This window comes from Bartonella fuyuanensis (assembly GCF_014197255.1).
In the GTDB taxonomy this organism is placed as follows: domain Bacteria; phylum Pseudomonadota; class Alphaproteobacteria; order Rhizobiales; family Rhizobiaceae; genus Bartonella; species Bartonella fuyuanensis.
The window spans coordinates 25529-51047 of record NZ_JACIFE010000008.1 but is presented as its reverse complement, the minus strand read 5'-3'; the positions used below and the strand labels follow the sequence as shown (position 1 = coordinate 51047).

At 33.9% G+C, this 25519-nt stretch carries 17 protein-coding genes; 6 read left to right on the top strand and 11 right to left on the bottom strand.

Features of this window, described 5'->3' with window-relative positions:
* Positions 1 to 110: 110 nt before the first annotated feature.
* From GGR08_RS04565 to GGR08_RS04540, 6 genes are all read right to left on the bottom strand, one after another.
* Positions 111 to 2864: an autotransporter outer membrane beta-barrel domain-containing protein gene (locus GGR08_RS04565; RefSeq protein ID WP_183194203.1), complete on the bottom strand. Its 2754-nt coding sequence runs from the start codon at positions 2862 to 2864 to the stop codon at positions 111 to 113.
* 1235 nt (positions 2865 to 4099) lie between these two features.
* The gene (locus GGR08_RS04560) at positions 4100 to 4501 is read right to left on the bottom strand and encodes a hypothetical protein (RefSeq protein ID WP_183194202.1); all 402 of its coding nucleotides are present in this window, start codon (positions 4499 to 4501) and stop codon (positions 4100 to 4102) included.
* A 2376-nt stretch (positions 4502 to 6877) separates the two neighbouring features.
* Positions 6878 to 8260 carry an amino acid permease gene (locus GGR08_RS04555; RefSeq protein ID WP_183194201.1) on the bottom strand — a complete coding sequence of 461 codons (1383 nt, stop codon included), beginning with the start codon at positions 8258 to 8260 and terminating at the stop codon, positions 6878 to 6880.
* A 469-nt stretch (positions 8261 to 8729) separates the two neighbouring features.
* Positions 8730 to 9092 carry a hypothetical protein gene (locus GGR08_RS04550; RefSeq protein WP_183194200.1) on the bottom strand — a complete coding sequence of 121 codons (363 nt, stop codon included), beginning with the start codon at positions 9090 to 9092 and terminating at the stop codon, positions 8730 to 8732.
* A 268-nt stretch (positions 9093 to 9360) separates the two neighbouring features.
* Complete coding sequence (gene hutH, locus GGR08_RS04545; RefSeq protein ID WP_183194199.1) at positions 9361 to 10896, bottom strand: histidine ammonia-lyase; 1536 nt, start codon at positions 10894 to 10896, stop codon at positions 9361 to 9363.
* Between the two features lie 1526 nt (positions 10897 to 12422).
* Positions 12423 to 12632 carry a hypothetical protein gene (locus GGR08_RS04540; protein WP_183194198.1) on the bottom strand — a complete coding sequence of 70 codons (210 nt, stop codon included), beginning with the start codon at positions 12630 to 12632 and terminating at the stop codon, positions 12423 to 12425.
* Between the two features lie 450 nt (positions 12633 to 13082).
* Here GGR08_RS04540 and GGR08_RS04535 point away from each other — a divergent pair, with 450 nt between their 5' ends.
* The 4 genes from GGR08_RS04535 to parE all read left to right on the top strand — a co-directional run bounded on the left by GGR08_RS04535 (position 13083) and on the right by parE (position 17560).
* Positions 13083 to 13709 (top strand): LemA family protein, encoded by a 627-nt coding sequence (locus GGR08_RS04535; RefSeq protein ID WP_183194197.1) that lies wholly within the window; start codon positions 13083 to 13085, stop codon positions 13707 to 13709.
* Positions 13709 to 14560, top strand: coding sequence for a TPM domain-containing protein (locus GGR08_RS04530; RefSeq protein WP_183194196.1), 852 nt, complete (start codon positions 13709 to 13711; stop codon positions 14558 to 14560). Before GGR08_RS04535 ends, GGR08_RS04530 begins: the two co-directional genes overlap by 1 nt.
* A 121-nt stretch (positions 14561 to 14681) precedes the next feature.
* On the top strand, positions 14682 to 15419 hold the full coding sequence (gene lipB, locus GGR08_RS04525; RefSeq protein ID WP_183194213.1) for a lipoyl(octanoyl) transferase LipB: 738 nt from the start codon (positions 14682 to 14684) through the stop codon (positions 15417 to 15419).
* A 77-nt stretch (positions 15420 to 15496) separates the two neighbouring features.
* Positions 15497 to 17560, top strand: coding sequence for a DNA topoisomerase IV subunit B (gene parE / locus GGR08_RS04520; protein WP_183194195.1), 2064 nt, complete (start codon positions 15497 to 15499; stop codon positions 17558 to 17560).
* A gap of 16 nt (positions 17561 to 17576) precedes the next feature.
* Here parE and recJ read toward each other — a convergent pair whose 3' ends face one another.
* Positions 17577 to 19361, bottom strand: coding sequence for a single-stranded-DNA-specific exonuclease RecJ (gene recJ, locus GGR08_RS04515; protein WP_183194194.1), 1785 nt, complete (start codon positions 19359 to 19361; stop codon positions 17577 to 17579).
* Between the two features lie 290 nt (positions 19362 to 19651).
* Between recJ and rplM the strand changes: the two genes are divergently transcribed.
* Positions 19652 to 20116 (top strand): 50S ribosomal protein L13, encoded by a 465-nt coding sequence (gene rplM / locus GGR08_RS04510; RefSeq protein WP_183194193.1) that lies wholly within the window; start codon positions 19652 to 19654, stop codon positions 20114 to 20116.
* A gap of 2 nt (positions 20117 to 20118) precedes the next feature.
* A complete protein-coding gene (rpsI, locus tag GGR08_RS04505) occupies positions 20119 to 20604 on the top strand; it encodes a 30S ribosomal protein S9 (RefSeq protein ID WP_183194192.1) in 486 nt (161 codons plus the stop codon).
* Positions 20605 to 20930: 326 nt separating this feature from the next.
* Here the strand turns inward: rpsI and GGR08_RS04500 are convergent, their stop codons facing one another.
* From GGR08_RS04500 to GGR08_RS04485, 4 genes are all read right to left on the bottom strand, one after another.
* Entirely contained in the window at positions 20931 to 21296 is a 366-nt protein-coding gene (locus GGR08_RS04500; RefSeq protein ID WP_183194191.1) for a response regulator, read from the bottom strand.
* Between the two features lie 285 nt (positions 21297 to 21581).
* The gene (locus GGR08_RS04495) at positions 21582 to 21941 is read right to left on the bottom strand and encodes a hypothetical protein (RefSeq protein WP_183194190.1); all 360 of its coding nucleotides are present in this window, start codon (positions 21939 to 21941) and stop codon (positions 21582 to 21584) included.
* Positions 21942 to 22798: 857 nt separating this feature from the next.
* Positions 22799 to 22948, bottom strand: a complete 150-nt coding sequence (locus GGR08_RS08245; protein ID WP_246350124.1) for an antA/AntB antirepressor family protein — start codon at positions 22946 to 22948, stop codon at positions 22799 to 22801.
* Positions 22949 to 24445: 1497 nt separating this feature from the next.
* Positions 24446 to 25429 (bottom strand): RluA family pseudouridine synthase, encoded by a 984-nt coding sequence (locus GGR08_RS04485; RefSeq protein ID WP_183194189.1) that lies wholly within the window; start codon positions 25427 to 25429, stop codon positions 24446 to 24448.
* Between the last annotated feature and the right edge of the window lie 90 nt (positions 25430 to 25519).

Below are 25519 nucleotides of genomic sequence, written 5' to 3'. Positions count from 1 at the left end.
TGGCAAATGTATTCCCAACATTTATAGTCAAAATAGCACAAAAAGTAGCTTTAATCCTGCGATAGAATAAAACTTTGAAAATCATATTTCTTATTTTTGCTAAAAAAATATCAAAAATGATAGCGCAATCCACCAGAAAAACGAACACCAGAAAAACCTGCCTTGCTTAACATATGCTGATAACTAAACTCACTGTGAAGGATAACTTTAGAAAAAAACTGTGAATTGACACCCAAACCAACTTCTAAGAAAGAACCGAAAGAACCCAACTGAAAAACATCTTTAAAATAAACAAATTGTTTTTTACCAAAACAATTAGCAAGATGAACATTGCCATAAAAAGAAATGCTACGATCCTTTTCAGATTCTGTAAATATTTTACTTAAACGCCCACCAATACGCACTAACCATTGACTTATTTTCTTCATCTCAACATCAAATCCATCAACATCGTGAAACTTATGAAATTTAAGATATTGATGAATAAGCTGAATCTGCGGATCCCAAATAAGACCTTTACGTCCTGGCATAAACACTTTACCAACAGAAAACGAAATATTCAGAGGATTTGTTTTTAATGTCGCGGTCTTACCCCAAGCATAGGTAAGTACATCCCCTTTAAACAAACCATAAGATAAAAGACCATCTACATAAAAACCAATGTTATGTTCCACACTACTGGACGCCGCAAATGACCATTTATTAAATGTGCTTTTTCGACTTTGTTCCACGTTATGAGGTTGTAAAGAAAACTTCCCGTAAGTTCCTATAATCCCAAAAGATACCGTACTATATGCTCCTTCTATTATTTTGAGCAAAATTCCTGTTTCTATAGCATTATAATTAATATTACCATCGTATCCATATTCAAGTGTAGAAAGATCTGAGACATAACGATAACTTCCACCATAACTATGAACAGATAAAGCAAAATTCTCTTCAATTTTTAATGATTTATGAGGATTAGACCGCATAACTTGCAACTGCTTTTGTTGATTACTTATATCCATGAGCCCAACATGAAATAAAGTATTTGGTAAAAGAAGATAGGTCGGAACTTGTGGAACAACCTCTCTGATCTTTAACTCAGAATGAGGAATAACAGCCCCCTCCGAAGTAGGCTGAATATATTTACTTTCAAGTCGGAAATCCCAAAAATCCCCATCTCCTTTAACCAATCTTTGAGAAGTTTGTGCATTTCCAAGAGCGGAATCTGGACCATAAGCACGAAGATAATATTGGTACGGTAAACCCTCCAATACAATATAAGAACGATTTAACTGAAAAGAATCTTCTACTGCTTTTCCAGAAACCTGAACAAGTGAAATACTATGAGCATTTTCACTGGATTCTATTTCCCCCTGATTCTCTGCAACAAATTGCACATAAACTGTCGTTTTTCCAGAAACATCACCATGTATTAAAAGTCGATCCGTCCGTTTATTATCGAGTAAACCATCACTACTGAGATATGTATTGAGATAAATATCTGCACTATTTTGTGCACTATAAACTTCTTGCTCACCCTTGCCAATATAAAGTGTCTGATACTCCTGATACATTGGAGTTTCAAAAGCAATAAAACTATCAGAAAGTTTTACAAATGAAATAAACGAACTTGTACGGTTTGCGATTTGCGAATCTATTTCTCTTTTTTTTGTCAAAAACCATTTTGATCCTTCTGTCAAATAAAGTTCAGCGATAGAATCATCAGCAATACGAGTCCCTCCTATCAATGAAGAAGAATCAGCCAAAATTGCTACAATCCCCCCCTTTTCTGTTGTTAATAATAAATCACCAGAAATTTTTGTACCTTCTGTTACTGCAATATAACTACGACTATTATTACTATGAATAGCTGTTCCAGCTGAAACCTCAAAAACCGTCCTTTTCAAAAAGATAAGTCCTTGTTCATACGCATTATTCTCCTCCCTCATCTCAAAATGCATACCATGTTTTTTACCTATTGCTTTAATTGTTGAATCTTCAATGTTAACCCGCGAAATTGAAATATCTCCTTCCTGACCAACACGGAATTGTGCCTGAGAATCTTGCCCAACTGTCAAAATATGAACATCAGTAGAAACAATATTAGTATTCTTCAAATTAATAGAGCCATGTTGGTTTACATTGAAAACTGTATACGCAGTTTTTTCAGTTGTATTTCCTTTATCTTCTGTTTTTTGACGTTTTGCAGTAATGGTAACATCATTTAAAGTTGCATTTCCTCTTATACCTACATAAAGTGCAGCGACATCATTCACATCAATAAATCCACCTATCATCTGGATATCCGCATCAGCACCAACAAAAAGAGCGCTCTCTTGGCCGCTACCTTGACCTTCCACCTTAATTTTTGTATTCGTTAACGTAATAGATGCTCCTAACTTCTCTGCATAAGCAGCTACCTGAAAAGCTTTAATTGTTCCACGATTGACCTCAATCATTCCGCTATCAGCTTTAACACCTATTGAGACATTTTTAAAAGCCGAATCGCTCAAAACAATTTTTCCCCCTCGTGATACAACAGCACCATAAATATCTTCTGTACCTGCAATACCTTCAACTTCTACACGCATTGCTTGAATAACTGTATTTGGCTCTTTTACGACTATAGCAGCAGGCAACATGAGAGAACTGCTCTTGTCATTCTTTCCTTTAACAGGTAGCATAAACTTATATATTTTATCACTAATTGTATGCTTTGCACCATCACCGCATCCATAAGGTAATTTGTTTTCATCACATGACAGTGATACAAATGAATGAGAACATGCTTCAATATTTATATTTAACAAAAAAGAAAAAGTAATTGCTGTAAAAACGCATAAATACAAGTGATTTCTAGATACCTTACTTACCATTGTTTTTCACAGCTTTCTTTTTTTCAATAAAAACAAAAAATACCGGCAAAAAAATAAACCATAAATTAAATACAATAAGAATAAAACAAAATTATATTATTATCCTTTCAGATAATAATATAATTTTAATAATATGTTTTGTATTTTACTTCAAAGAAGAACAAATTAACGATCTCCTAAAGGATTAATCACCAAAACTTCTAAAAGCTATACCACAAAGCACTGAAAAACTAATCTCAAAAAACTCGAGGAAATATAAATTTTGTAGAACTTCAATATTAAATTTCTTTCACTGCAAGAAAATAAAAACATAATAAAATGAGAAAAATTGTTAAGATTTAAATGCTCAAAATGATGCAAATATATAAAAGCTATGAGCGCTGCAACATTACTCCAACCACACCAAAGATCTCAGAAAATGCTCCCTCACGCATAAGCTAATGCTATATAAAAACTCTAAGCTATCTAACAAAGAAACTGCATAAATAAACAAAACTCCCTTTCCTCTTCTCATCAACATTTTGAATTTAATATAGAATCTTACCTTAAAGCGGATTATAAAACAAAAAGCTATTTACATCAAACTTACTCGTACAATACTTTATATTTCCTGATAAAACCCAAAATACAATGAAATACCCATTCTCCTAAAACTGAAAAAAATAAAATATTTCATCAAAATCAGTTCTATGAAAGCAATTTGTTTATTATCATTAAAGTATTTTAACAAAATTATTCTACGTCATTCTCATTTGATTACAACAAAAGTATCATTATCCATAACCTGCTAACACCCTACTATCAAGCACTTCGCGGTGCTGATGCAAAATTCCCTTTGAATCCTAAAATTTGTATTGATAACCTGCTTTAGTCACGCACTCAGAATTACTGAAAACTAACTTGTATGAGAATCGACATTTTCAAGAGAAACCTCGATTGATTTCCAATCACATTTCGATACTCCTTGTTCGAACATAATATTTATTGAAACCGGATTTCATATCATAACACCAATACCGACAGAGGAAATTTGCTAACACATTCTCATAATAGTCTAATAAAATTACAGCATTCAATATTTTTCTCATTTTCCCCTCCCTCAACATGCACAATAAAAGGCCTATAAGTTGTACTAAGACTTCTTTTGCATGCAATATTGCTGACATCGAAAAACAACCCTTTTTCTCCATGTGAAAACAAAAATAGAGAATTATTGATCACAACCGCATCAAAATTTAAGGTTGACATTCTGGTTTTTCTTTGTTCTCTTCACAATGAGGACTTTGCAAGCGCCTTTCTAAACTTCGTTTAGGAATAACAGCATCAGGTTGACAAATTGGAAGATTCTTATATTTCTCACACCACTTCACCCTTCCCAATTTATCCTGAAATCCTGCGTGTATCATACACACATTCACTGACTCTTCTGCATTGAACTTTTCATCAGTGCTTTTTTCTGTATCAAAACGACCATCAAGATGCTGTATTCCACATTCTAACAAGGCCTTTTTTATCTCAATTTGATCTGCTCCAGACTTTTCCCACGCATCGACAACCGTCTGAGAAGGCTGTTCTGAGTAACATCCAGCCATAACAAATAGGGCCATCCCGCTTAATAATTTAAAAATCTGCTTCATTTTCCTATCCTTAAATAATTTTGATATCACAAAACAATTTATAAATTATTTTACATGCTGTTTTTTTCACTTCTAAAACAATGATGGATATCATTAATTTTCATTATCATTTATTTCTTCCCGATGACTATGCTGTTAATGTCATATCAAAAATACAGAAAAATTACTACTAAAATTAGATTCTATCAACGTTATGCATCATAATTATTCTCAATATTTTAATTACAACCTAAATAGATGTTTTTATAAAATATTGTGCCTGAACCTAAATTTTTTGAACCCATAGATCAATAGCATTAAAATGATTTGTTGAGAAAACAATCCTCCATCCCAAGCGAAGATAAAGATGGTGAACCCAACTGGAAGACTTAAATATGTGCTAGGCTCTTTCTAAAAAAGACTACTCAAACTAATTTTTGATACTTCTCTGAGGAATGACAGCGCCTAAAATGGCAAGTGAGAAAGTTTTCGGATTTATAATTCTTACACCAAATCGCTCTCCCCCACTTTTTTATTACAGAAACCAGCTTGAAACATGCACACTTCAATGGATTCTTTGATACTGACACTTATCTTTTTGATTTCTAGATTGAGATCATAAGGGATTGGCATTCCACATTCTAGAAGGCTTTTTCTACCTCAGCCCCCCCTCCAAGCTTCTTCTACATACTCAAGTATCCTAGGCAAAGCTTATTAAACTGACATCCAGTTATGATCAATAGAGCTTAAACACTCAATAATTTAAAGTTTATTTCATTTTTTCTTCTACAAGAAATTTGTGTTAGATGAGACAAATCATAAAGCTTTTGACACATATAGCTCGTATTTCTAAGAGAAGTCTAAGAGTTGTTAGCATTTGTAAACATTTTTCCTACTTTTCCCACCAATTACTGTATTTATAAAATCATCTTTATACCCATCAAAGCCAACCGTAGTTTGTTTGTCTCCGCTCGCATAATATCACAAATCTGCTATTACCTCAGCATTCGAAGTTGATTCATAGAGATTAACCTCTATTTTTCCTCCTAGATCCCGTACACCTTGTTGTTTTAAGAATACAGCACGCTATACACTATTATACCGCCACGGCTATGAACATAAAATCTAACTCCGTATTACCGTAGCCATCCATCAGATTCTTTCGCGTCTTATGTTGAGCTAATTAGCCCCCCCAATTATTTTCCAAAAACTTCTAATACTCTATTTCTATCAGCACTGATATTGCTCAACAGCTTGGGAGACAACAACAAAATAGAGTAGTTTATTTCGATTTTAGCATGCTGAACTGCATAAACACCTACCTCCTCTGAGTATGAGTAAAACGCCATTGAACAAAACATGGATCTTGCTTAAACTAACCCCAAAACCTGTTTCATATTCTTCTGAATAACTGCCATAGCAGTCTTTCATACCATCAATCGTCAGATTTTCTTCTGTTACATTGATGTCTTAACCCCAAAAGAAATGAGAAGCAAAAAACTTTATATTTTCTTGTCTATGTCTATATAAACATTACCTCTCTCTCCAAGAATGGAGAAAACTATTGTAATATGTGATTTAGATTTAGTCGTAGCATTCTTAAGCACCTTTTATAATGATATTGAATGATTTTTCCTTCTCCACTGGTGATAAAAGTTAATCCTATATTGATGTTACCAACATTATAATAAAAATCAGCAAAAACATTCAATGAAACATAATCTTATAAAAAAATAAGTTTTGTGCTCACTATTTTAACGGCAATAACGACAAGAATCATAAAACTGCCGCGCCCTCATCACTCTCTTTAAATTTACTCTTCTATGAAATTTTATTGTGATATCTTTCTGCTCTCTATTAAAATTCTTATAAATGCAATAGTATAATGCCTTCAGCGACTCTATTATCCACTGTTTCTACCAATGCCAATCCTCTTTGAAAAAATGACCATAGAAATGGAAAAAACTTCTCCCCCCTTTACTCTAAACACCCCCAATATCCTTTCAAAGGACGCTGAAGCCCCCCTTCTTTTCACATAAAAACTCTTTTTTTCTCAATTGAGTAAAAATGAAAAAATTAATAAAATAATAAAAATAATTTTCACAATAATTTCTCGTATGTAACAGAATTTCATTAATAAGCTTAGAAAAAGAGAGAGTCCTATAGTATCTACACACTGTTAAATATTTTAATACGAACCGCCTAGATTAATGGCCAGCTCACCATAAAAAAACACCTAATATTTATATTGATTTGACCGTTATCATAAGCAATGGCTCACAAAAACTTCCAAAGTAAAATGATAATTGGCAGATAAACTCCAATCTTTGGAAAATAACGATCAAATACTTAGCTTGCTTGAAAACATAAACTATTTGTTTTTAGTTTAAACTCTATTTATATTTCATTGCAGTTTTTTCGTTTAAAATTATAGAATTTAAGTGCATAAAAACAAATAACAAGCCAAATAATCCAACTAAAACCTATAATTAAAATTGGTCGTGTCTCATCGAAGTACCATAAGAGAATAAAAATAAAAACCATAAACAAAATAGAAAAAAGCGATCCTATTGGCCAAAATGGAATTGGAAATTTTAAACCATTCTGTGCTTCTTTAGACATCTTCATCCGCATAAAAATTTGCGAAAGTAGAATCATCATCCAAACAAAAACCGTCGCAAATGTTGCCATTGCTGCAATAAGAAAAAAGAGCCTTTCATGGTAAAAATAATTAAGAACAGCACCAAGAAGAAAAATACCGAAGATCATCAAAATAACAAAAACTGGTATACCGTTTTTTGATAAATACTGAAATTTTTTCAAAGCATAACCTTCCTGCGATAAACCATGTATCATACGACAAGCACCATACATTCCACTATTCATTGCAGAAATAGCTGCTGTAACAACAACAATATTTAAAATATTTGCCGCATATGAAATCCCAAGATTTTCAAAAATGGACACAAAAGGACTATTCATAAGGCCAATTTCATTCCAAGGATAAAGTGACATTAAAATAGCTAATGCCATGACATAAAAAAGCAAAATGCGAACTGGAGTAGCATTAATTGCCTTTGAAATTGTTTGATGAGGATTTTGGACTTCCATGATTGCCATCCCAATGATTTCTATGCCACCAAAAGCAAAGACAACAACACTAAAGCAAGCTAAAAAACCGAACCAACCATTGGGAAAAAGACCACCATTCTTCCATAAATTATGAACAGTAACAGTAGAAAAATCTGTACTTTCGCCCCAACCACAAAAAATAATTGCTATCCCTAAAATAATCATCGCAATAATAGCAAAAACTTTAATAGAAGACAGCCAAAATTCTAGTTCACCATATACCTCTACAGCAGCTAAATTAATACCCGTGATAATTAACGTAATACTCAGTGCCCATATCCAAGGAGCTACACCAGGATACCAAAACCCCATATAAGTTGCAAAAGCTGTAATATCAGCCAAACCAACAAGAATCATCTCAAATACATATGTCCACCCCGTTAAAAAACCTGCTAATGGCGATACATAATTTGCCGCGTAACGAGCAAAAGAACCTGGCAATGGATTTTGAATAATCATCTCACCTAAAGCACGCATAACCATAAAAATAGCCAAACCAGCAATACAATAAGCAATCAAAACACTTGGACCAGCAAGCTTAATTGCTTGTGCAGACCCATAAAAAAGACCTGTTCCAATAGCAGAACCAAGAGCTAAAAAAATAACTTGGCGCTTGCTCATACCTCGTTTTAGTTCATTTATTGCCATTTTTTTCCTTTTTTATTGATGCTGATTAAAATTCACACCACAATAACAGCTTTATGATTAAATAAAGCCGCATATTTTCTTTCGAAGATATATTTTAAAAGCATTAAACAATAGCCTTCCAAACGCTTTATTCTAGGCAATGAAAAATACTTTTACTGCGAGTGATCAGCTTTTTATAGCTTATAGCTTTATGTCATTTTATTGAGGTTACATGATAATCAAATTTTTTATAGTTGTCATTTAATTCATTTTTATATTTTTATTTTTCTGCAAAAAACATCGGATTTAATGAAATATTAATCATAAATTTTTCAGTTCTATAAATAAAAGCTTTAAACTAATAGAATGATATTTAGGAAGAAAATATTTTAATTTCTTTTAAACCTTCTACACTTTTTAGCTCTAAAAATCATAAATTGGATTCGGTAACATATGAACTCATTTTTTGAAACTAATTTATGTAACTTAGTTAATGATACAACGAATCTCGCCATTCCTCAATGGCGCGAGAAAATTTAGCTTCAGCCCATGTCTTAAGAATCCAAACCACTTTAATTCCAAAGAAAAGAGCTACTACAGTAAATATCATTCTTTCAACTTTTGAGCCGATTAGCCCAATAAGAGAACAACTATTTTTCCCACTTTTTTGACCTGAAATACTCATGACACCCCCACTTGTTATCTGAACAAAAACATCTTTCCTCTGTTCACGCAGAGCAATAAAATTATCCCGTCGAAATCTTTCTTTCGAAAGATTCGCACAAACCTCTATAATTGGTGAAAAACAAATAATGGCTGCCATTAAAATATATAATAAGCGATTTTTCGACATTTATTTTTTATTGTGTGTTATTTAAAAGTTACAAAAATTATAAAATAAATTTTTAAAAAATAAATATTTATATTATTAATTAATAATAACTAATCTATAATATAAAATAATTTTATTAAATAAAGAGTTTAATGTCAAATGAATACATAACAAATAATAGATAAAAAATATTTACTAATTATCATATATCTATTCATCATTTCCCCAATTCTTATCTAAATAATCATAATAATTAGGTATATACTTCTTTTTTAATTCAGAATAAATATTATTTAGGTTCTAGTTGAGGAAAAATTTCCGGTAAAACAGATAATAAGTGTCCTTCACGCACAAGTATATGCCCTTTATGAAGATCTGGAGCCATATAACGATCTTCCTGAAGGGAAGCGATATTTTTGCGTAAACATTTCATTACAGCTTGCAAAAGAGTACTTGTTTTTAAAGGCGCACGATATTCAATGCCTTGTGCTGCAACAAGCGTTTCAATGCCAATAAGTGTAAAAAGATTTTCACTCATTACCAATAACCGGCGCGCACCATGGCAAGCCATTGAAACATGATCTTCTTGATTGGCTGAAGTTGGTGTTGAATCAACAGAAGCTGGATAGGCCATTTGTTTATTTTCAGCCATTAAAGCCGCTGCTGTTACTTCAGCGATCATAAAACCTGAATTAAGACCAGCATTATGCGCTAAAAAAGCTGGAAGACCATAAGAAACTGCTGGATCAACCATAAGAGCAATACGTCGTTGAGAAATAGATCCTATTTCACACAAAGCAAGAGCGATCTGATCAGCAGCAAACGCTACAGGTTCAGCATGAAAATTACCACCTGATACAACCTCACCGTTTCTTAAAATCAATGGATTATCTGTAACAGCATTTGCTTCAACAATCAGCGTTTTTGCTGCTGCTAGTAAAATATCGAAACATGCCCCCATAACCTGTGGCTGACAACGTATACAGTAAGGATCTTGTACGCGCTTATCACCACGTAAATGTGCTGCACGAATTTCTGAATCCTCGACAAGCTTTTCTAATGTTTTCGAAACAGCCATCTGCCCATAATGTCCTCGTAAAACATGGATATCAGGATGAAATGGCACTGTTGATCCCATAATGGCATCTGTCGTCAAAGCTCCTGCCAACAATCCACCACACAATGCCCGATAACCTCGAAAAAGACCTGCAAGTGCAAGCGCTGTTGATGTTTGTGTCCCATTAATAAGAGCTAAACCTTCCTTTGCCTTTAAAGTAATGGGAGACAATCCCGCTTTCTCCAATGCAGCCGCTCCACTCATACGAATATTTTCAAAAAATGCTTCTCCTTCTCCCATCATAACAGCTGTCATGTGAGCAAGTGGGGCTAGATCACCTGAAGCGCCAACAGATCCTTTTTCAGGGATAACAGGAATAACGCCTCTTACAAGCATATTTTCCAATAATCTTACCAATTCTAGACGAACTCCAGAAGCCCCTCTTCCTAAAGAGATAAGCTTTAAGCTCATTATCAAACGCACAATATTTTTAGCTAAAGGTTTTCCTACTCCACAACAATGCGACAAAATAAGATTTTTCTGTAAAACAGCAAGATTATCCGCATCAATCTTAATTGAAGCCAATTTCCCAAAACCAGTATTAACACCATACACAGGCTCACTTCCAGCAGCAATTTCAGCAATACGCTGCGCTCCTTTCTCGATAGCTAAATGCGTGTCATTATGAAGTTTACTTACTTCACCATTAAAATAAATAGCTTCAAGTTCACTAAGCGTTACCTCGCATGGTTTTAGTATAATAGTCATAATTTTCTTTCTTTTTTAATTAAAGTACAATGCTTAATATTATTGATTTTTCTATAAAGCAAAAAAATTATAACGACTCTTTAAACGAAAAGAATTTTTTAAAGCCATTCCTTAAAATAAAGGCATTACCCAAAAGTAGAACGCTAACAGTAGATTGAAGATATTTACAAGCAAGACAAAGGTAGTGCATTTTAAACCCTAAACTATTTTCACTGAACTTATAAAAAAGCTTAAATAGATAGCTGATGCAATCTAGCATGAACGCAAAAAACACTCTGTCCCTCGGAGATAGAACAGCACACACAATGGAACTTGATGGAAAATTAAAACTTATTCAAAACATCAACATAGAGAAAAAATTGAGCTTATTTGCCACTCTTACTAAATACACTAGCTTGAAACCTGAAAAGTATATCTTTAATAAGATCATCAAAAACTCGGCCTAACTCGTTAATTTAAAATAGAATAAAAAATTCATTTTACATTAAAAAAATAATTAATATATTATTTTTTATATTATATATTAAAAGATAGAAATACTTCTTATGATGGGGTTCTATTTTGCTTTTTTTGTCATTTGGATCTAATTTTAGAGCCAATTTTAAAATTGGTTTGTTTTTAAGGTTCTTCAAAACCACTTTTTTGAGCATTTATAGACTTTTTAAAACTATCTACCACTTTTACTATAAAATTCTTCCTGTGATATTTTTTTCAGTTTTTTCTCTCGAAATCTATTTTAATAAAACCCTCATTTCATAGTAAAAAATAATCATAAAAATTAAAGAACATTTCCATTCAATCCACCTCTTTCCATTTTATAAAAAATCTTCTGTTAAAAAAGCCCTTCAATTTTATCATACAGTTCATAAGTTTTCTATTAATAAACTCCCATATAATTAAACGAACAGTGAAAATCAGATATAATGAAACGTCAATTTGAATTCTGAAAAAGCTGTTTCCCCCTCTCAAAATACACTTTAATAATGCGTGAATTTTCTATCCATCATCTGTGCTCTGATGTGCTACCAGAAAACAAAAGCAATTATCGATATCAAATTATCCCATACATATAGAGCTCACTCCGATACAAAAACTCCAAACTTTCTGCCTTTCATATTTCTTTATCAATGCATCAACTGCTGCAAATACTCTTCCCCACAGCTCTCAATGCGCGTTACACTTGTATTGAAGAGCAGTTCATTCTAGGAAAAGATTCAGACAGGATCATCAGCACCCAATTGTGCGTATGATAAGAAATCTTTTCTGGCTTTACCCCAAAGCCATTCCTAATTTCCTGTAAAAAATCAAAATTATGATAATAATAGGAATAATCTAGACTCATCTTCATGAACTAATTTCTTATAAATCTTTAGAAATTCGCTAGATTTGAAACCACAGTTATTTTGAACAACCGCCATGACATCATTAGTTCGAAGTTGATCATGAAACAGTGCCAAGCAGCTTAAGGCAGTGCATCCATTAACTGCCTGCGCAACAAGGATAAAATCGATAACGCCGATTTTCGGCTATAGGTCTTCAGCTCGGCCATAATACCACTGCACTATAAGAAAATTCCCTCTCCCCCGCTTAATCATATCTGCCGATACATCGATAACATAGCATAATATTGATGTTCGTTCCCTAAAAAGTTTAATAATTCCTTCTAATGCGATGCTTATCCCCACACCGACATCCACTGAAAATATAACGCGGGCACGATCATAATCTCTAGCCAATTCATCAAACTTTTCACTTTGCAGTTAAGCACTTTTTATTGTATGCCCCCCCCTTCTTCTTCTCACTAGGAATATACATGATGGAAACGCCTGTTTTCCAATGTATTAAGCATAACTTCTAAAGAAGGGAAAATGGAGATTCTCCCTACCTTCTATTTTTCTATAAGATTGTTTCTTAACATTCTCTCCTTCTCCAATTGTTATTTCTCTTTTCTGAAAAGAAAGAAGAATTATATAATCTTCTGTAATAACAATTAAGTTAAATACCATTGATCTTTCATAAGGAGATATCTATATTACCGATTGAATATCAAAAAATTATTTGATTATAATAAAAACACATACAGATATCAATTTATTAATGATAATGTCTGTTTATAAAATTCAAAATACTTTCCATAAAGAAGCTAAACCCTATATGATACATAAAATATTTGTGGAGACATCTTTATGTTAAATGTACAATCTGCTTCAATGTTTAAAATATTGAAACAATTTTTAATCGTTATTTTTTTGCTCTGGTTAGTACCATTTTTAAGTGGCTGCGGATTCAATACAATACCAACAAATGAAGAAAAAGCCCATGCAGCATGGAGTGAAGTGCTCAATCAATATCAACGCCGTACAGATCTTATCCCTAACCTCGTAGAAACAATTAAAGCTTATACAGCCCATGAACAAACCGTTTTCAAAAATGTCATTGAAGCACGTGCCAAAGCAACACAAGTAAATATTAATTCAGATATGTTGAATAATCCAGAAGTTTTGCAGCAATATCTGAAAAATCAAGCAAATTTATCAAGTGCACTTTCGCGGCTTATGGCTATTGTCGAAAACTATCCTGATCTTAAAGCAAACCAGAACTTTCTTGCTCTTCAATCACAATTAGAAGGAACTGAAAACCGTATCTCCATTGCACGCCGAGATTATATCGAAGCAGTACGTGTCCACAATACTGCACTCAAAACAATGCCAACAATGATTTGGGTCAAGTTATGGTTTCACGATGTTAAACCTATGCCAACTTTTACGATTGATACCGATAGCCAACAAATGCCAAAGGTTAATTTTAATTAATGAAACTATTTCAACACTCCATACAACGTCGTGTTTTTCTACGTTTACGGGTTCCTTTGAGTATTCTATATTTAATTATTGCATTAGAGAATATCACGTACGCGCACACTAAATTCCCTCCCTTAACAGGTTATATCAACGATATGGCTCATTTACTTGACCATACAACAAAGAAAGATTTAACGGAAAAACTAGCTACACTTGAAGAAAAAACAGGAGATCAAATTGTTCTTGTAACGCTCCCTACTCTTTCAGGTAATGATATAGAAATTTACAGCAATTCTCTTTTTCGCACATGGAGATTAGGTCAAAAACAAATCAATAACGGTATATTACTCGTTATTGCACCAAATGAACGCAAAGCGCGTATTGAGGTAGGCTATGGTTTAGAAGGAGAACTAACAGATGCCATTTCTTCTGTTATCATTACTAATTTCATGATTCCTAATTTTCGTGAAGGAAATTATCAAAAAGGAATTGTCGAAGCAGTTCATGCAATTATCAAAGTGATCACACAAAGCGATGCTAATTTTTCTTTTCGAATCAATCAAAAAGCAAAATTTGTTGAAGAACAGCGTAAAAAAGCTGAAAAAGAGGAAATGATTATAAATATAATCATATTTCTCATTCTCTTTATAGTTGTTGGTTTACCCATTCTTGCTATGATTTTTGGTAAAAAAGTAGGTCCATGCAAGTATTTTTGGCTGGGTATTATTTTCACACCTTGGTTTCTAAACTTAAATGCCAACAGTCGAAGCTCGAATGGAATCTTTGGTAGACATTCAAGAGGAGGAGGATTCAGAGGGGGAGGTGGATCGTCAGGTGGAGGTGGTGCAACAGGAAGATGGTAAAAAGAGCGGGATGATTTTTTTAATAAAATTTCTTGCACTTCTTATAAATTATCACCTATCTTATTTTTTTATTATTTTTCTAATTACAACACAAACTCAAACATCAAGACAAAAATTACCAATGACATTTGAATTAAAACCGACGGATCGTAATCACTTATCGTATCATTTTAATGCAATTTTAGGAAATCCACCCGTTGAATGGAAAATAAGTGATCATCTTGTTGAATACCCTAAAGCTCTGCGTTATATGCAGGGGCGTGTCGAAAAAATTCTTTCAAAAACCGCGCATGAACAAGTTTGGCTCCTTGAACATCCTTCCCTTTATACGGCGGGTACGAGTGCAAACAAAAAAGATCTTCTAGCGCCGCATTTATTCCCTGTTTATGAGGCAGGTCGTGGCGGTGAATTTACATATCATGGTCCAGGACAACGTATTGCTTATATTATGCTTGATCTTAAACGCCGAAAACAAGATATTCGAGCTTTTATTAGAGCACTAGAAGAATGGGTTATACAAATGCTTGCAAACTTTAATATTAAAGGCGAACGACGAGAAGATCGAGTTGGTGTCTGGATTAAACAATCTCATTACCCATCAAAACAAAATGATCTTTCTGCCGAAAATAAAATTGCAGCTATTGGTATTCGAGTGCGCAAATGGGTAAGTTTGCATGGAGTTTCTATCAATGTTAATCCTAATTTAGCCCATTATTCAGGAATTATTCCTTGTGGAATTAAAAATCACGGTGTAACAAGCTTTCTTGATCTAGGTTACCCTGTAACAATGCATGATATTGATATCGCTCTCAAAAAAACTTTTGAACAAATTTTTGGTCCAACAATCGATGTTTCCTAAACACATTGATTTCTAAATAAAAAACAGGCATAAGATACATTTTAATGAATATTTTATGAGGTAGATAGCTAAACACTATGAGCGGTAATGAGAAGGATCTTTTTAGTGTTTTAAATAAAGCCCAGTCTCTGGTAGATACAAAAGAAAGCACTCTGCAATCTCCAATAAAATCAAAAGCAATGATTTCAAAAAAAAGTGCGAAAACTACGCAAGAAGATGAATATAATGCCCTCTCTATTCGAGTGCTTGAGGGTTTAGAACCTGTGCGTTTACGTCCTGGAATGTATATTGGTGGAACAGATAGTAAAGCGCTTCATCATTTATTTGCCGAAATTATCGATAACGCGATGGATGAAGCTATCGCTGGTTATGCAGACACCATTGAAGTATCGTTAGATAAGAACGATTATATAACTGTTACAGATAATGGACGCGGTATTCCTGTCGAAAATCATCCTCAAATGCCGGATAAATCTACTCTTGAAGTTATTATGACACAACTCCACTCAGGTGGAAAATTTGATGGAAAAGCTTATCAAACAGCCGGAGGACTTCATGGAGTAGGAATTTCTGTCGTTAATGCTCTTTCGGATGATATGGAAGTTGAAGTTGCCCGAGAACGAAAACTTTATCGCCAACGTTTCTCACGAGGTATTCCTCAAACTGGCTTAGAAGATCTGGGAGATGTTTATAATCGTCGTGGTACGCGCGTTCGTTTTCATCCTGATTGGAAAATTTTTGGTGGAAAAACATTTGATCCAGAAAAAATTTATAAGATGACGCGCTCCAAAGCCTATCTTTTTGGCGGAGTAAAAATTCGTTGGACTTGTAATCCAGTCATACTTGAAAGCACAAAAAATATTCCTGAAAAAGCTATTTTTCATTTCCCCAATGGACTTAAAGACTATTTACTCTCATTACTAAAAGATGAATGTTTAGTAACGTCAGAAATTTTTTCAGGCAAAATGCAACGAAATAATGGCCATGGTGCCATTGAATGGGCTATTGCTTGGCATAGTGGTGATCCTTGTATACAATCTTACTGTAATACTATTCCTACGGGAGAAGGAGGAACACACGAAATAGGATTGCGTCAAGCTCTTTTGCGTGGTTTGAAATCCTATGCTGAGTTAATAGGGAATAAGCGTGCAGGAATTATTACCTCTGACGATATTATGCTTTCAACAACTGCAATACTTTCAGTCTTTATCAACAATCCTGAATTTGTTGGACAAACAAAAGATCGATTAGCAACCATTGAAGCACAGCGTATTGTTGAGAGTGCAATACGGGATCCTTTTGATCATTGGTTAGCAAATTCTCCACAAGAAGCAACAAAATTGCTCGATTGGATTATTGAACGTGCTGAAGAACGTGTTAGACGGCGCCAAGCTAGAGAAATAAATCGAAAAACTGCTGTACGTAAATTACGCCTACCTGGTAAACTTGCAGATTGTAGCCAAAACCATGCTTCTGGTACCGAATTATTCATTGTTGAAGGAGATTCTGCAGGGGGATCCGCTAAACAAGCAAGAAATCGAGCAAACCAAGCAATTTTACCTCTTCGTGGCAAAATCTTAAACGTAGCCAGTGCTGCAGATGAAAAAATGAACTCAAGCCAAACAATTAATGATCTTATCCTTGCTCTTGGATGTGGAACACGCTCTAAATATCGTGAAAAGGATCTTAGATATGAACGTATTATCATCATGACAGATGCTGATGTTGACGGTGCTCATATTGCTTCCCTCCTCATAACCTTTTTCTTTCAAGAAATGCCCGACCTTATTCATCAGGGGCATTTATATCTTGCCGTCCCCCCTCTTTATAGAATATCGCAAGGAGGAAGAGTTGCTTATGCACGTGATGACATCCATAAGGATGAATTACTAAAAACTGAATTTACTGGAAAAGCTAAAATTGAAATCGGACGTTTTAAAGGATTGGGCGAAATGCGCGCAGAACAACTTAAAGAAACGACTATGCATCCTCAAAAACGCACACTGTTACGCATTTCTATTGATGCAGTAGAAATGCAAGAAACAAAAAAAGCTGTAGAAAGTCTCATGGGAACAAAACCAGAAGCACGATTTCGTTTTATACAAGAGAATTGTACTTTTGCCTCTAATCTAGATATCTAGTGTAAAAAAATCTTTTTCAAATCACTGCAGCTGCATCAATCACGCGCAGTTGCGTATTGATCGTTCCATTCCAATAATTCAAACTAAGATGACCTGCTAAATGGATTCTTTCACCAATATTTTCAGAAAGAAAATCACCGAGCGATGTACCTACAGCACAAAAAGCTATTCCTTGCAGTTTTTTTCCTTCAATATTAGATATAATGAGACGAAGATGACCTTTACCAACTTCAGATAGATTTATTAACCGATGAGAGGGAAAAACAAAAACAGGGGTTGCATTTCCTGGCCCAAATGGTCCTGCTTTTTCAAGCAATTCAAACAGTTCTTTATTGGCACCAGAAGCAGAAAGAGATCCATCTATATTAAGAGACTTTTTTGCACGCAACTGTGAAACCATTGAAGACACTTTTTCTTCTAGCCATGTTCGAAAGATTTCAATTTTCGTTGATTGAATTGTAATCCCTGCTGCCATACTATGTCCCCCTCCCTTTTCTAATAAATTTAATGTAACAGCTTCACGAACGATTCCTCCTAAATCTATACCATTAATTGAACGTCCTGACCCTACACCATTTCCATCTTCTTTCAAAGCAATAGCAAAAACAGGACAAAAAAAACGCTCTTTGAGACGGGAAGAAAGAAGACCAATGATCCCCGGATGCCATTTTTTATGAGAAACTACAAGTGACAATGGTGTTTCTTGATCTTGATAAAGAGAAGCAATATAGGACTCTGCTTGTGCTAATTGAATGCTTTCCATTTCTTGGCGCTCTTGATTAAGTCGATCTAATTGTTCTGCTATTTTCTCAGCTTCACCTTTATTCTCACAGCTAAGCAAACGAGCTCCCAAAGCTTGGTTGCCAATCCGCCCTCCTGCATTAATTCTAGGACCTAACAAAAAACCTAAATGAAAACTATTAAGTGGCTCCCCGATTCGTGCAACCTTTATTAAAGCCGCTATTCCTGGATTCTGCATAGAACGAGCGACTTGAAGCCCTTTTACTACAAAAGCACGGTTAACACCTTGTAATGGAACAACATCACATATAGTCGCCAATGCCACAAGGTCAAGCAGACTTAAAAGATCAGGCAACTGCCCTTTAAAATGTTCTTTCCGCAGCAAATGATGAACCCAAGCTAACGTAACGAAAACAACTCCCGCAGCACATAAATGCCCCTGTTCAGAAAAATCATCAGGGCGATTAGGATTGATAAGAGCAAAGGCTTCTTGATGAATCTCTGACATTTGATGATGATCTAAGACCACGACATCAGCGCCTGCAAGCCTCGCTGCTTTTACTGCATCTGGGCTATTCGCACCACAATCAACAGTGATAATTAAACGGGCGCCTTCTTGCACTAACATTCTCATTGCTTGTTCATTCGGACCATAACCTTCAACAATACGATCAGGAATATAAATTTTTACTTCAATACCAAAACAACGAAAAAAACGTGCTATAAGGGCTGATGAGCAAGCACCATCAACGTCATAATCACCAAAAACCGCCACCTTCTCTTGATTTACAAGGGCCTTAATAATGCGTTCTGCTGCACATTGCATATCTCTAAAACTTTTTGGATCAGGCATAAGCGTACGCAATGTCGGATTAATAAAAGAAACAGCATCAGCTTCATCTACATCTCTTGCTGAAAGTACTCGAGCTAACTGATCTGGAAAACCAAACTTTTGAGAAATAGCGCGCGCATTATTTACCCCTCGAACATCAAGAGCGTTTAACCAAGCTTGACCACAAGCAGAAGATTCAACATTGAGAAAATAACGAGACCACTGCATTTTTATTTATTTATAATAAAAGTTAATAAAATACAATCATGCGTTAAGGATAAAATCTTTTGCATCCTTCATTTTAAGTTTAAATCGTCTATAAACTTTTCTTAATATGGTATCACAATACCTCAATCATAAAGTACTGTTTTTTAAGTTTTTATTTTCTCTTGACGTAAATCAAAAGACATTATATCAGAGTGGACAGTATGCGTTAAATATTTCGCTATGGTAACAATTTTCAACGCACAGCATAAAATTACCCTTATGTTCAAGGGATCTAATTAAAGGATACTTCTATGGCAACTTTTTCACAAAAGCCAACTGAAGTGGTGAAAAAATGGGTTATTATTGACGCAGAAAACCTTGTTTTAGGCCGTCTTGCCACATTTGTTGCTAACCGCTTACGTGGCAAACATAAAGCTACATTTACTCCACACGTTGATGATGGTGACAATGTTATTGTCATCAATGCAGATAAAATAGCTCTCACAGGCAAAAAATATACAGATAAAAAATATTATTGGCATACCGGTTATATTGGTGGAATTAAAGAACGTACAGCGCGTCAGCTTCTTGAGGGACGTTTTCCAGAGCGCGTTATAAAAAAAGCAGTAGAACGCATGATTCCTCGTGGTCCTCTTGGTCGTCGCCAATTGAAGAATCTACGTATTTATGCTGGGAATCAGCATCCGCATGAAGCACAACAGCCCGAATCTCTTGACGTTGGTGCTTTAAACCGCAAAAATAAAAGGATTGCTTGATTATGGCTGAAATTAATTCTCTTTCTGAGCTTAAAATAGTAACAAATATTGCAGAAGCACATGAAAATGTCATTTCTGTTCACGTGCAAAAACTTGATTCACAAGGGCGTGCCTATGCAACAGGAAAGCGTAAAGACGCTGTTGCTCGTGTATGGATCAAACCAGGTTCGGGGAAAATTATCATCAATAATAAGGAATTTGATAAATATTTTTCTCGTCCTGTTCTTAGAATGATTCTTCGTCAACCAATTATTGCAACAAACAGAGATACCCAATTTGATATTATTGCAACCGTTGCAGGGGGTGGTCTCTCTGGACAAGCTGGTGCAGTGCGTCATGGCATTTCCAAAGCTTTAACCTATTACGAACCAGAACTTCGCTCAATATTGAAAAAAGGCGGCTTTCTTGCTCGTGATAGTCGTGTTGTTGAACGCAAAAAGTACGGTAAAGCAAAAGCACGGCGTTCGTTCCAATTTTCGAAACGTTAATTTCAATTTTTGTACAACACATAAAGCTCCAGGTAAAAATGGAGCTTTTTTCCCATCTAAAACAAATTATTAGATGAATGCAGAGCTGAATTTATACCTACGAGAAGAAAACAAGCCTGCAAAATAACCGCTTCTCTTTAAAGATAAAAACTAAAAAAATAGGATAGAAAAATTTTAAAACCTCAGTTTCAATTTAAAAAATCTATTCTGGTAACTTAGATATATCCAGATATATCCGCATGCGATGATATGAAAGTATTTGCAATATAATTTCAGCTAGCTCACAAATTTTTTAATGTCTTTTTCTATCATTCCTTAACAAAGTTTCAATCTAAGAAATGCTTTACCATTGTAATAAAATGAGGAACAGAAATAGGTTTTGACATATATTCTTCACAACCACTTGCACGAATTCGTTCCTCATCTCCCTTCATAGCAAAAGCTGTTACAGCGACAACAGGAATAGATCTTACTTCTTCATCTTCTTTTAATTGTTTAATAACATCTATTCCCGATACTTCTGGCAACTGAATATCCACAAGGATAAGAGAAGGCATTGATGAACGTGCCAAATCTAATGCCATAAGACCATTACGTGTTTCAACAGTTTCATAGCCACTCGCTTCTACAAGATCACGGAATAACTTCATATTAAGCTCATTATCTTCCACGATCATGACTTTTTTTGACATTAGTATCACTCCACCCTTCTTAGACAAAATAGAGAAATAGAAATGAATCCATGTTCTCTTTGTTTAAGATAAAATGATAAAAAAAATTGTAAACTACAAAGAAATTAAAAGCTTTCAATAAAAGCATTTCTGTAACAAGAGTGCAAATAGAGAGGTTCTTCAGAATTAAAACTTGATAATCATATCGATAAATACAAAACTAACTAAACCGTGATTTTAAATCACGGTTAGTAATCTAAATATTCAACAGCAAACTAATTTAAAATTCAGCAAGTAAAATATCCTTTAGTTAAACGCCCATGCACTATGAGTAAAAGCATCGAACGTTCTTCCACCTGTCGCTCTACTAGAACTCGGTGGCTTTCTAGTAAAGAAATATACAAGATATGCGACTAAACCAAAAATTAATGCCTCTGCCCCCATTAAACCCGCAACTTTTTGGATATTTTTCTCAGTATTTTGTCCTTTAAAGCGGTTAATAATCAGATTAACAGCTTTAAATACTCTATTCTCCTGTGTCATTACAGAAATGAAACCAGCATTTTGAAATCTATTATTTAAGGAATCAGCATTAGCTTTTAAAACATGGGAAAATAAAATACCTACTATAACAAAACATAATATACAATTTTTAAATATCTTCATCTTAATCACCTATTATAATATTAAATTTTCTTTACTGTAGTCTCTAAAAAACCTCATATCATATGCCTATAATCTATATTTATCTTCTGATAATAAAAATTAAAATTATTATTTTATATTATATTCATAATGTATAAATTACATATTTATTTATTTATGTCAATTATTTATTTTGTATCTTTAAATTTTATAATCGATTTATAAAAATCTGTTAACATATGAATATTTTATTGTTTTATTATATTTAATATATTTTTATTTATACATAATGTTTTTATATAATATAATAATATAAATAGTTTTCAAATTTACAAAAATACAAAGCAGTTCATTGAAATATACTAGAAAAATAGTTTTATCTTAACATAGATTGAAAAGAAATAGCTAAGCTAGAAAAAATTAGCATCAAGACAAACTTAGCTCTTTGATTAAAAAATAAAGAAGGTAAAATTAAGAGTGTGCTTTAATGATAGCGCTAAATCTAATATTATTACATATTTCAACGATTTCACAGTCATTCGTTTCTACAAGATCGAGGAACAACTTCAATCAAGTTCATCATTTTCCACAATCATGACTTTTTGACATTAAGATAACTTCACACTTTGAATACAAAAAGAAAGAAATAGAAATAAATACATATCCTCTCTAACCCAAATAAAACGATAAAAAATTGTAAATCATAAAAAAAACTCAATACATCTAATAAAAGTATTTTTTTGAAAATATTTGTAATTAGGCATTATATTTTTTCAGTTTATAAAGATAAAACCCACAATAGAAGATACAAAACTTCTTCACCAAATTTCATACCTTTCTCATAGCTTGGAAAAGCAAAGCATGTATCTCAATCATAATCAACAAATTAGCTCTTTAATAACAGCACGCTTGTTATCCTTTCCATTGCATTCAACCATTGAGAATTCTTTCGCCATATTTAATGTAAGGTGATATTCTATATTTGGATAACTGCTTGTAGATTTTACTCTTTTTTGAGTAAAATTCATGGTTTAAACAGTTTTCTAATCAACGATTTTTTCTTTAATTTTGATGAATGTGCTCATAATAAACTTCTATTGGTTGGATGTTTTTCATTCATACTCTAAAAGAGTGCCACGTGCTAAAAAAGCACAGCCAATAGTCCATTGTTACGCTTTCCTCGTAAGAGTCAAGAGGATTGTATAGCGTAAATGCCCCGACAATACCATAATACGCGTGGAATATATAATGAATCAAAGACTTTTAATGTAGCGGAAAAGAGATTATATCGGCAAATCTATTCATTATTGGTTTAAGGAATTCTTAAAGCATCTGATTTCAATAGATATATACTGATAATATATTGTCAATTAAAAATTGATGCAAATAAACCATGCTTCTTTCACCAGTTAATTCGAATTTCTTTTCCATGATGATAATCTCTTCATGCACACTTTGTCTTTGAAAACCTTAAGATACAACACTCGTATTTTTGCTGTGATTTTTGCGTAAGGAATGACTGTTCCCATTCCTTCAGAGGCTTGAAATACTTTTGAACCAGATCCAAACTGTAACGTAGTGGTAACTTCCACCATAAACAATCTTTATAGCCAAATATCACGCTCACTCATCTAAACTGATCTTTCCTGATTTCACTATATGGATTAAATCCCAGTACTTTAAGACTTCCTTTATCAATAAATTTTATACTAGGGAATATTTTAATCAGTGTTGGTTTATTTGCCCTATTCGCTCCAAGAGTTAGAAAAAGATTGTCCTGAAAAGGACAAAACTTATATTTTTCAGCACGCAATAATTCTTATATACTGGCTTTAAAAGAGAAAGCTCTCTGTTTCTGAAAGAAGCTCCTCTATCTATGTTGAGACATATTTTGATATATTGTTAAAATTAATCAATAATAATTCGCATCAGTCACCCCTCATTTAAATTTATCTCTTATTTGAATATTTTCGTAGACTTTGAATACCTATTTTATTCATAGGAAAAGATAAACATGTTCCCCCCTCCTTAGTATAATAAAACTTATCTGAATCTTGAATTTCCAATTTTTAGTATGAAATATTTTTTTATGGAATGGATTCACTTAAATGCAACATTAAGATACTAAAAAGCTGTTTCTTCTTTTGTAAAAAGTAATCTTTCAAATAAATTCAGTTAAGCAAAGGAATCAGAAAAATAATAACTGAAAGAAGTCCTTTACTAAGAAATTCTCATTGTGTATACAAAGGTATAAATAGTAGATCTGTAATATAATCTTGCAGATAATTCAAAGGAGTATTTTCATAAGCTCAGCTTATTTAAAATACGCCGTATCCGGAAATAATAAGACAATCAACATGAATAAAAACTGTAGAAAAAACTTATGATGTTTAAATATTATTGTTTAAAAATATAGTCCTCTCATAGCGATTACCTACCAAAATCTTGCTTTAAATAATATTCTATTGGCTTTAGCAAATTTAGAAACAAAGTCTTCACCAATCAAAAAAGTAAGTAGCGCCTTTTTACTCTCTTTCAGCATCATTCTCATTAAAAGATAAAAGATTAAAACTTTGAACCATATGAGGTGGTAAAGGTGCAACAATATCCAATATTCCTCCTGAAGGATGAGGGATACGAATACGACGCGCATGAAGGTGAAGACGATTTTGAATTCCTCTTGGTAATGTCCAATTACTATCAGAAAAAAAATACTTTGTATCACCAATGATAGGATGATCCATATGGGCAGCATGCACACGAAGCTGATGTGTTCTCCCCGTATATGGTTCCATTTCAAGCCACGAAAGAGCCCGACCCCGCATATCTAAAACGCGATAGTAGGAAACCGCATGATATGAATTTGGCTCTCCATGTTCACAAACACGCATTTTATCACCTTGTGCAGTCATTTCCTTAACCATCCACGTTGAAATTTTATCCCTCTTTTTTTTAGGCACCCCCCGAACCAACGCCCAATAAGTTTTTTTTGTTTCCCGCGCTCTAAAAGCAGTCGTTAAAGACTGAGCGGCCCCCCTTGAGCGCGCCACAATAAGCACACCTGACGTCTCACGATCAAGACGATGAACCAAACGAGGCTTTTCACCTTTTTTATTGCGCCATACTTCCAACATTTGGTCCATATGACATGTTAAACCAGAGCCTCCTTGTACAGCTAATCCAGCTGGTTTATTAAAAACAAAAACCGTTGAATCTTCATAAAGCAGCATTTTTTTTAAAACGCTTCCATTACCCTGCCCACAAAGTTTTTTATCCGTTATTGGAAGACTTTCCTTGTCATCAATCGGTAGAGGTGGAATACGAACACACTGTCCCATAAAAAGACGCGTATCGGCTTTCACACGTCCACCATCAACCCGTATCTGACCAGAACGCAATAATCTTTGCAAAGTCCCAAACCCAAGTCTCGGATAACACACTTTAAACCAGCGATCTAAGCGCATGCCATTTTCATCAGCCTCAATTTTTTTTATTTCTACACCTGCCATGAAAATTCCTTTGTCTGATAATTCTACTGATCTATTTTTGCGCCTTTATAAACACCAAAACTCATATTTCAGTTGACTTTATCACACCAT

What these genes read in the sequence shown, in the direction of transcription:
- GGR08_RS04565 (WP_183194203.1), bottom strand. Translation starts at nt 2,864, where the DNA reads ATGGTAAGTAAGGTATCTAGAAATCACTTGTATTTATGCGTTTTTACA.
- GGR08_RS04560 (WP_183194202.1), bottom strand. Translation starts at nt 4,501, where the DNA reads ATGAAGCAGATTTTTAAATTATTAAGCGGGATGGCCCTATTTGTTATG.
- GGR08_RS04555 (WP_183194201.1), bottom strand. Translation starts at nt 8,260, where the DNA reads ATGGCAATAAATGAACTAAAACGAGGTATGAGCAAGCGCCAAGTTATT.
- GGR08_RS04550 (WP_183194200.1), bottom strand. Translation starts at nt 9,092, where the DNA reads ATGTCGAAAAATCGCTTATTATATATTTTAATGGCAGCCATTATTTGT.
- hutH (WP_183194199.1), bottom strand. Translation starts at nt 10,896, where the DNA reads ATGACTATTATACTAAAACCATGCGAGGTAACGCTTAGTGAACTTGAA.
- GGR08_RS04535 (WP_183194197.1), top strand. Translation starts at nt 13,083, where the DNA reads ATGTTAAATGTACAATCTGCTTCAATGTTTAAAATATTGAAACAATTT.
- GGR08_RS04530 (WP_183194196.1), top strand. Translation starts at nt 13,709, where the DNA reads ATGAAACTATTTCAACACTCCATACAACGTCGTGTTTTTCTACGTTTA.
- lipB (WP_183194213.1), top strand. Translation starts at nt 14,682, where the DNA reads ATGACATTTGAATTAAAACCGACGGATCGTAATCACTTATCGTATCAT.
- parE (WP_183194195.1), top strand. Translation starts at nt 15,497, where the DNA reads ATGAGCGGTAATGAGAAGGATCTTTTTAGTGTTTTAAATAAAGCCCAG.
- recJ (WP_183194194.1), bottom strand. Translation starts at nt 19,361, where the DNA reads ATGCAGTGGTCTCGTTATTTTCTCAATGTTGAATCTTCTGCTTGTGGT.
- rplM (WP_183194193.1), top strand. Translation starts at nt 19,652, where the DNA reads ATGGCAACTTTTTCACAAAAGCCAACTGAAGTGGTGAAAAAATGGGTT.
- rpsI (WP_183194192.1), top strand. Translation starts at nt 20,119, where the DNA reads ATGGCTGAAATTAATTCTCTTTCTGAGCTTAAAATAGTAACAAATATT.
- GGR08_RS04500 (WP_183194191.1), bottom strand. Translation starts at nt 21,296, where the DNA reads ATGTCAAAAAAAGTCATGATCGTGGAAGATAATGAGCTTAATATGAAG.
- GGR08_RS04495 (WP_183194190.1), bottom strand. Translation starts at nt 21,941, where the DNA reads ATGAAGATATTTAAAAATTGTATATTATGTTTTGTTATAGTAGGTATT.
- GGR08_RS08245 (WP_246350124.1), bottom strand. Translation starts at nt 22,948, where the DNA reads ATGAATTTTACTCAAAAAAGAGTAAAATCTACAAGCAGTTATCCAAAT.
- GGR08_RS04485 (WP_183194189.1), bottom strand. Translation starts at nt 25,429, where the DNA reads ATGGCAGGTGTAGAAATAAAAAAAATTGAGGCTGATGAAAATGGCATG.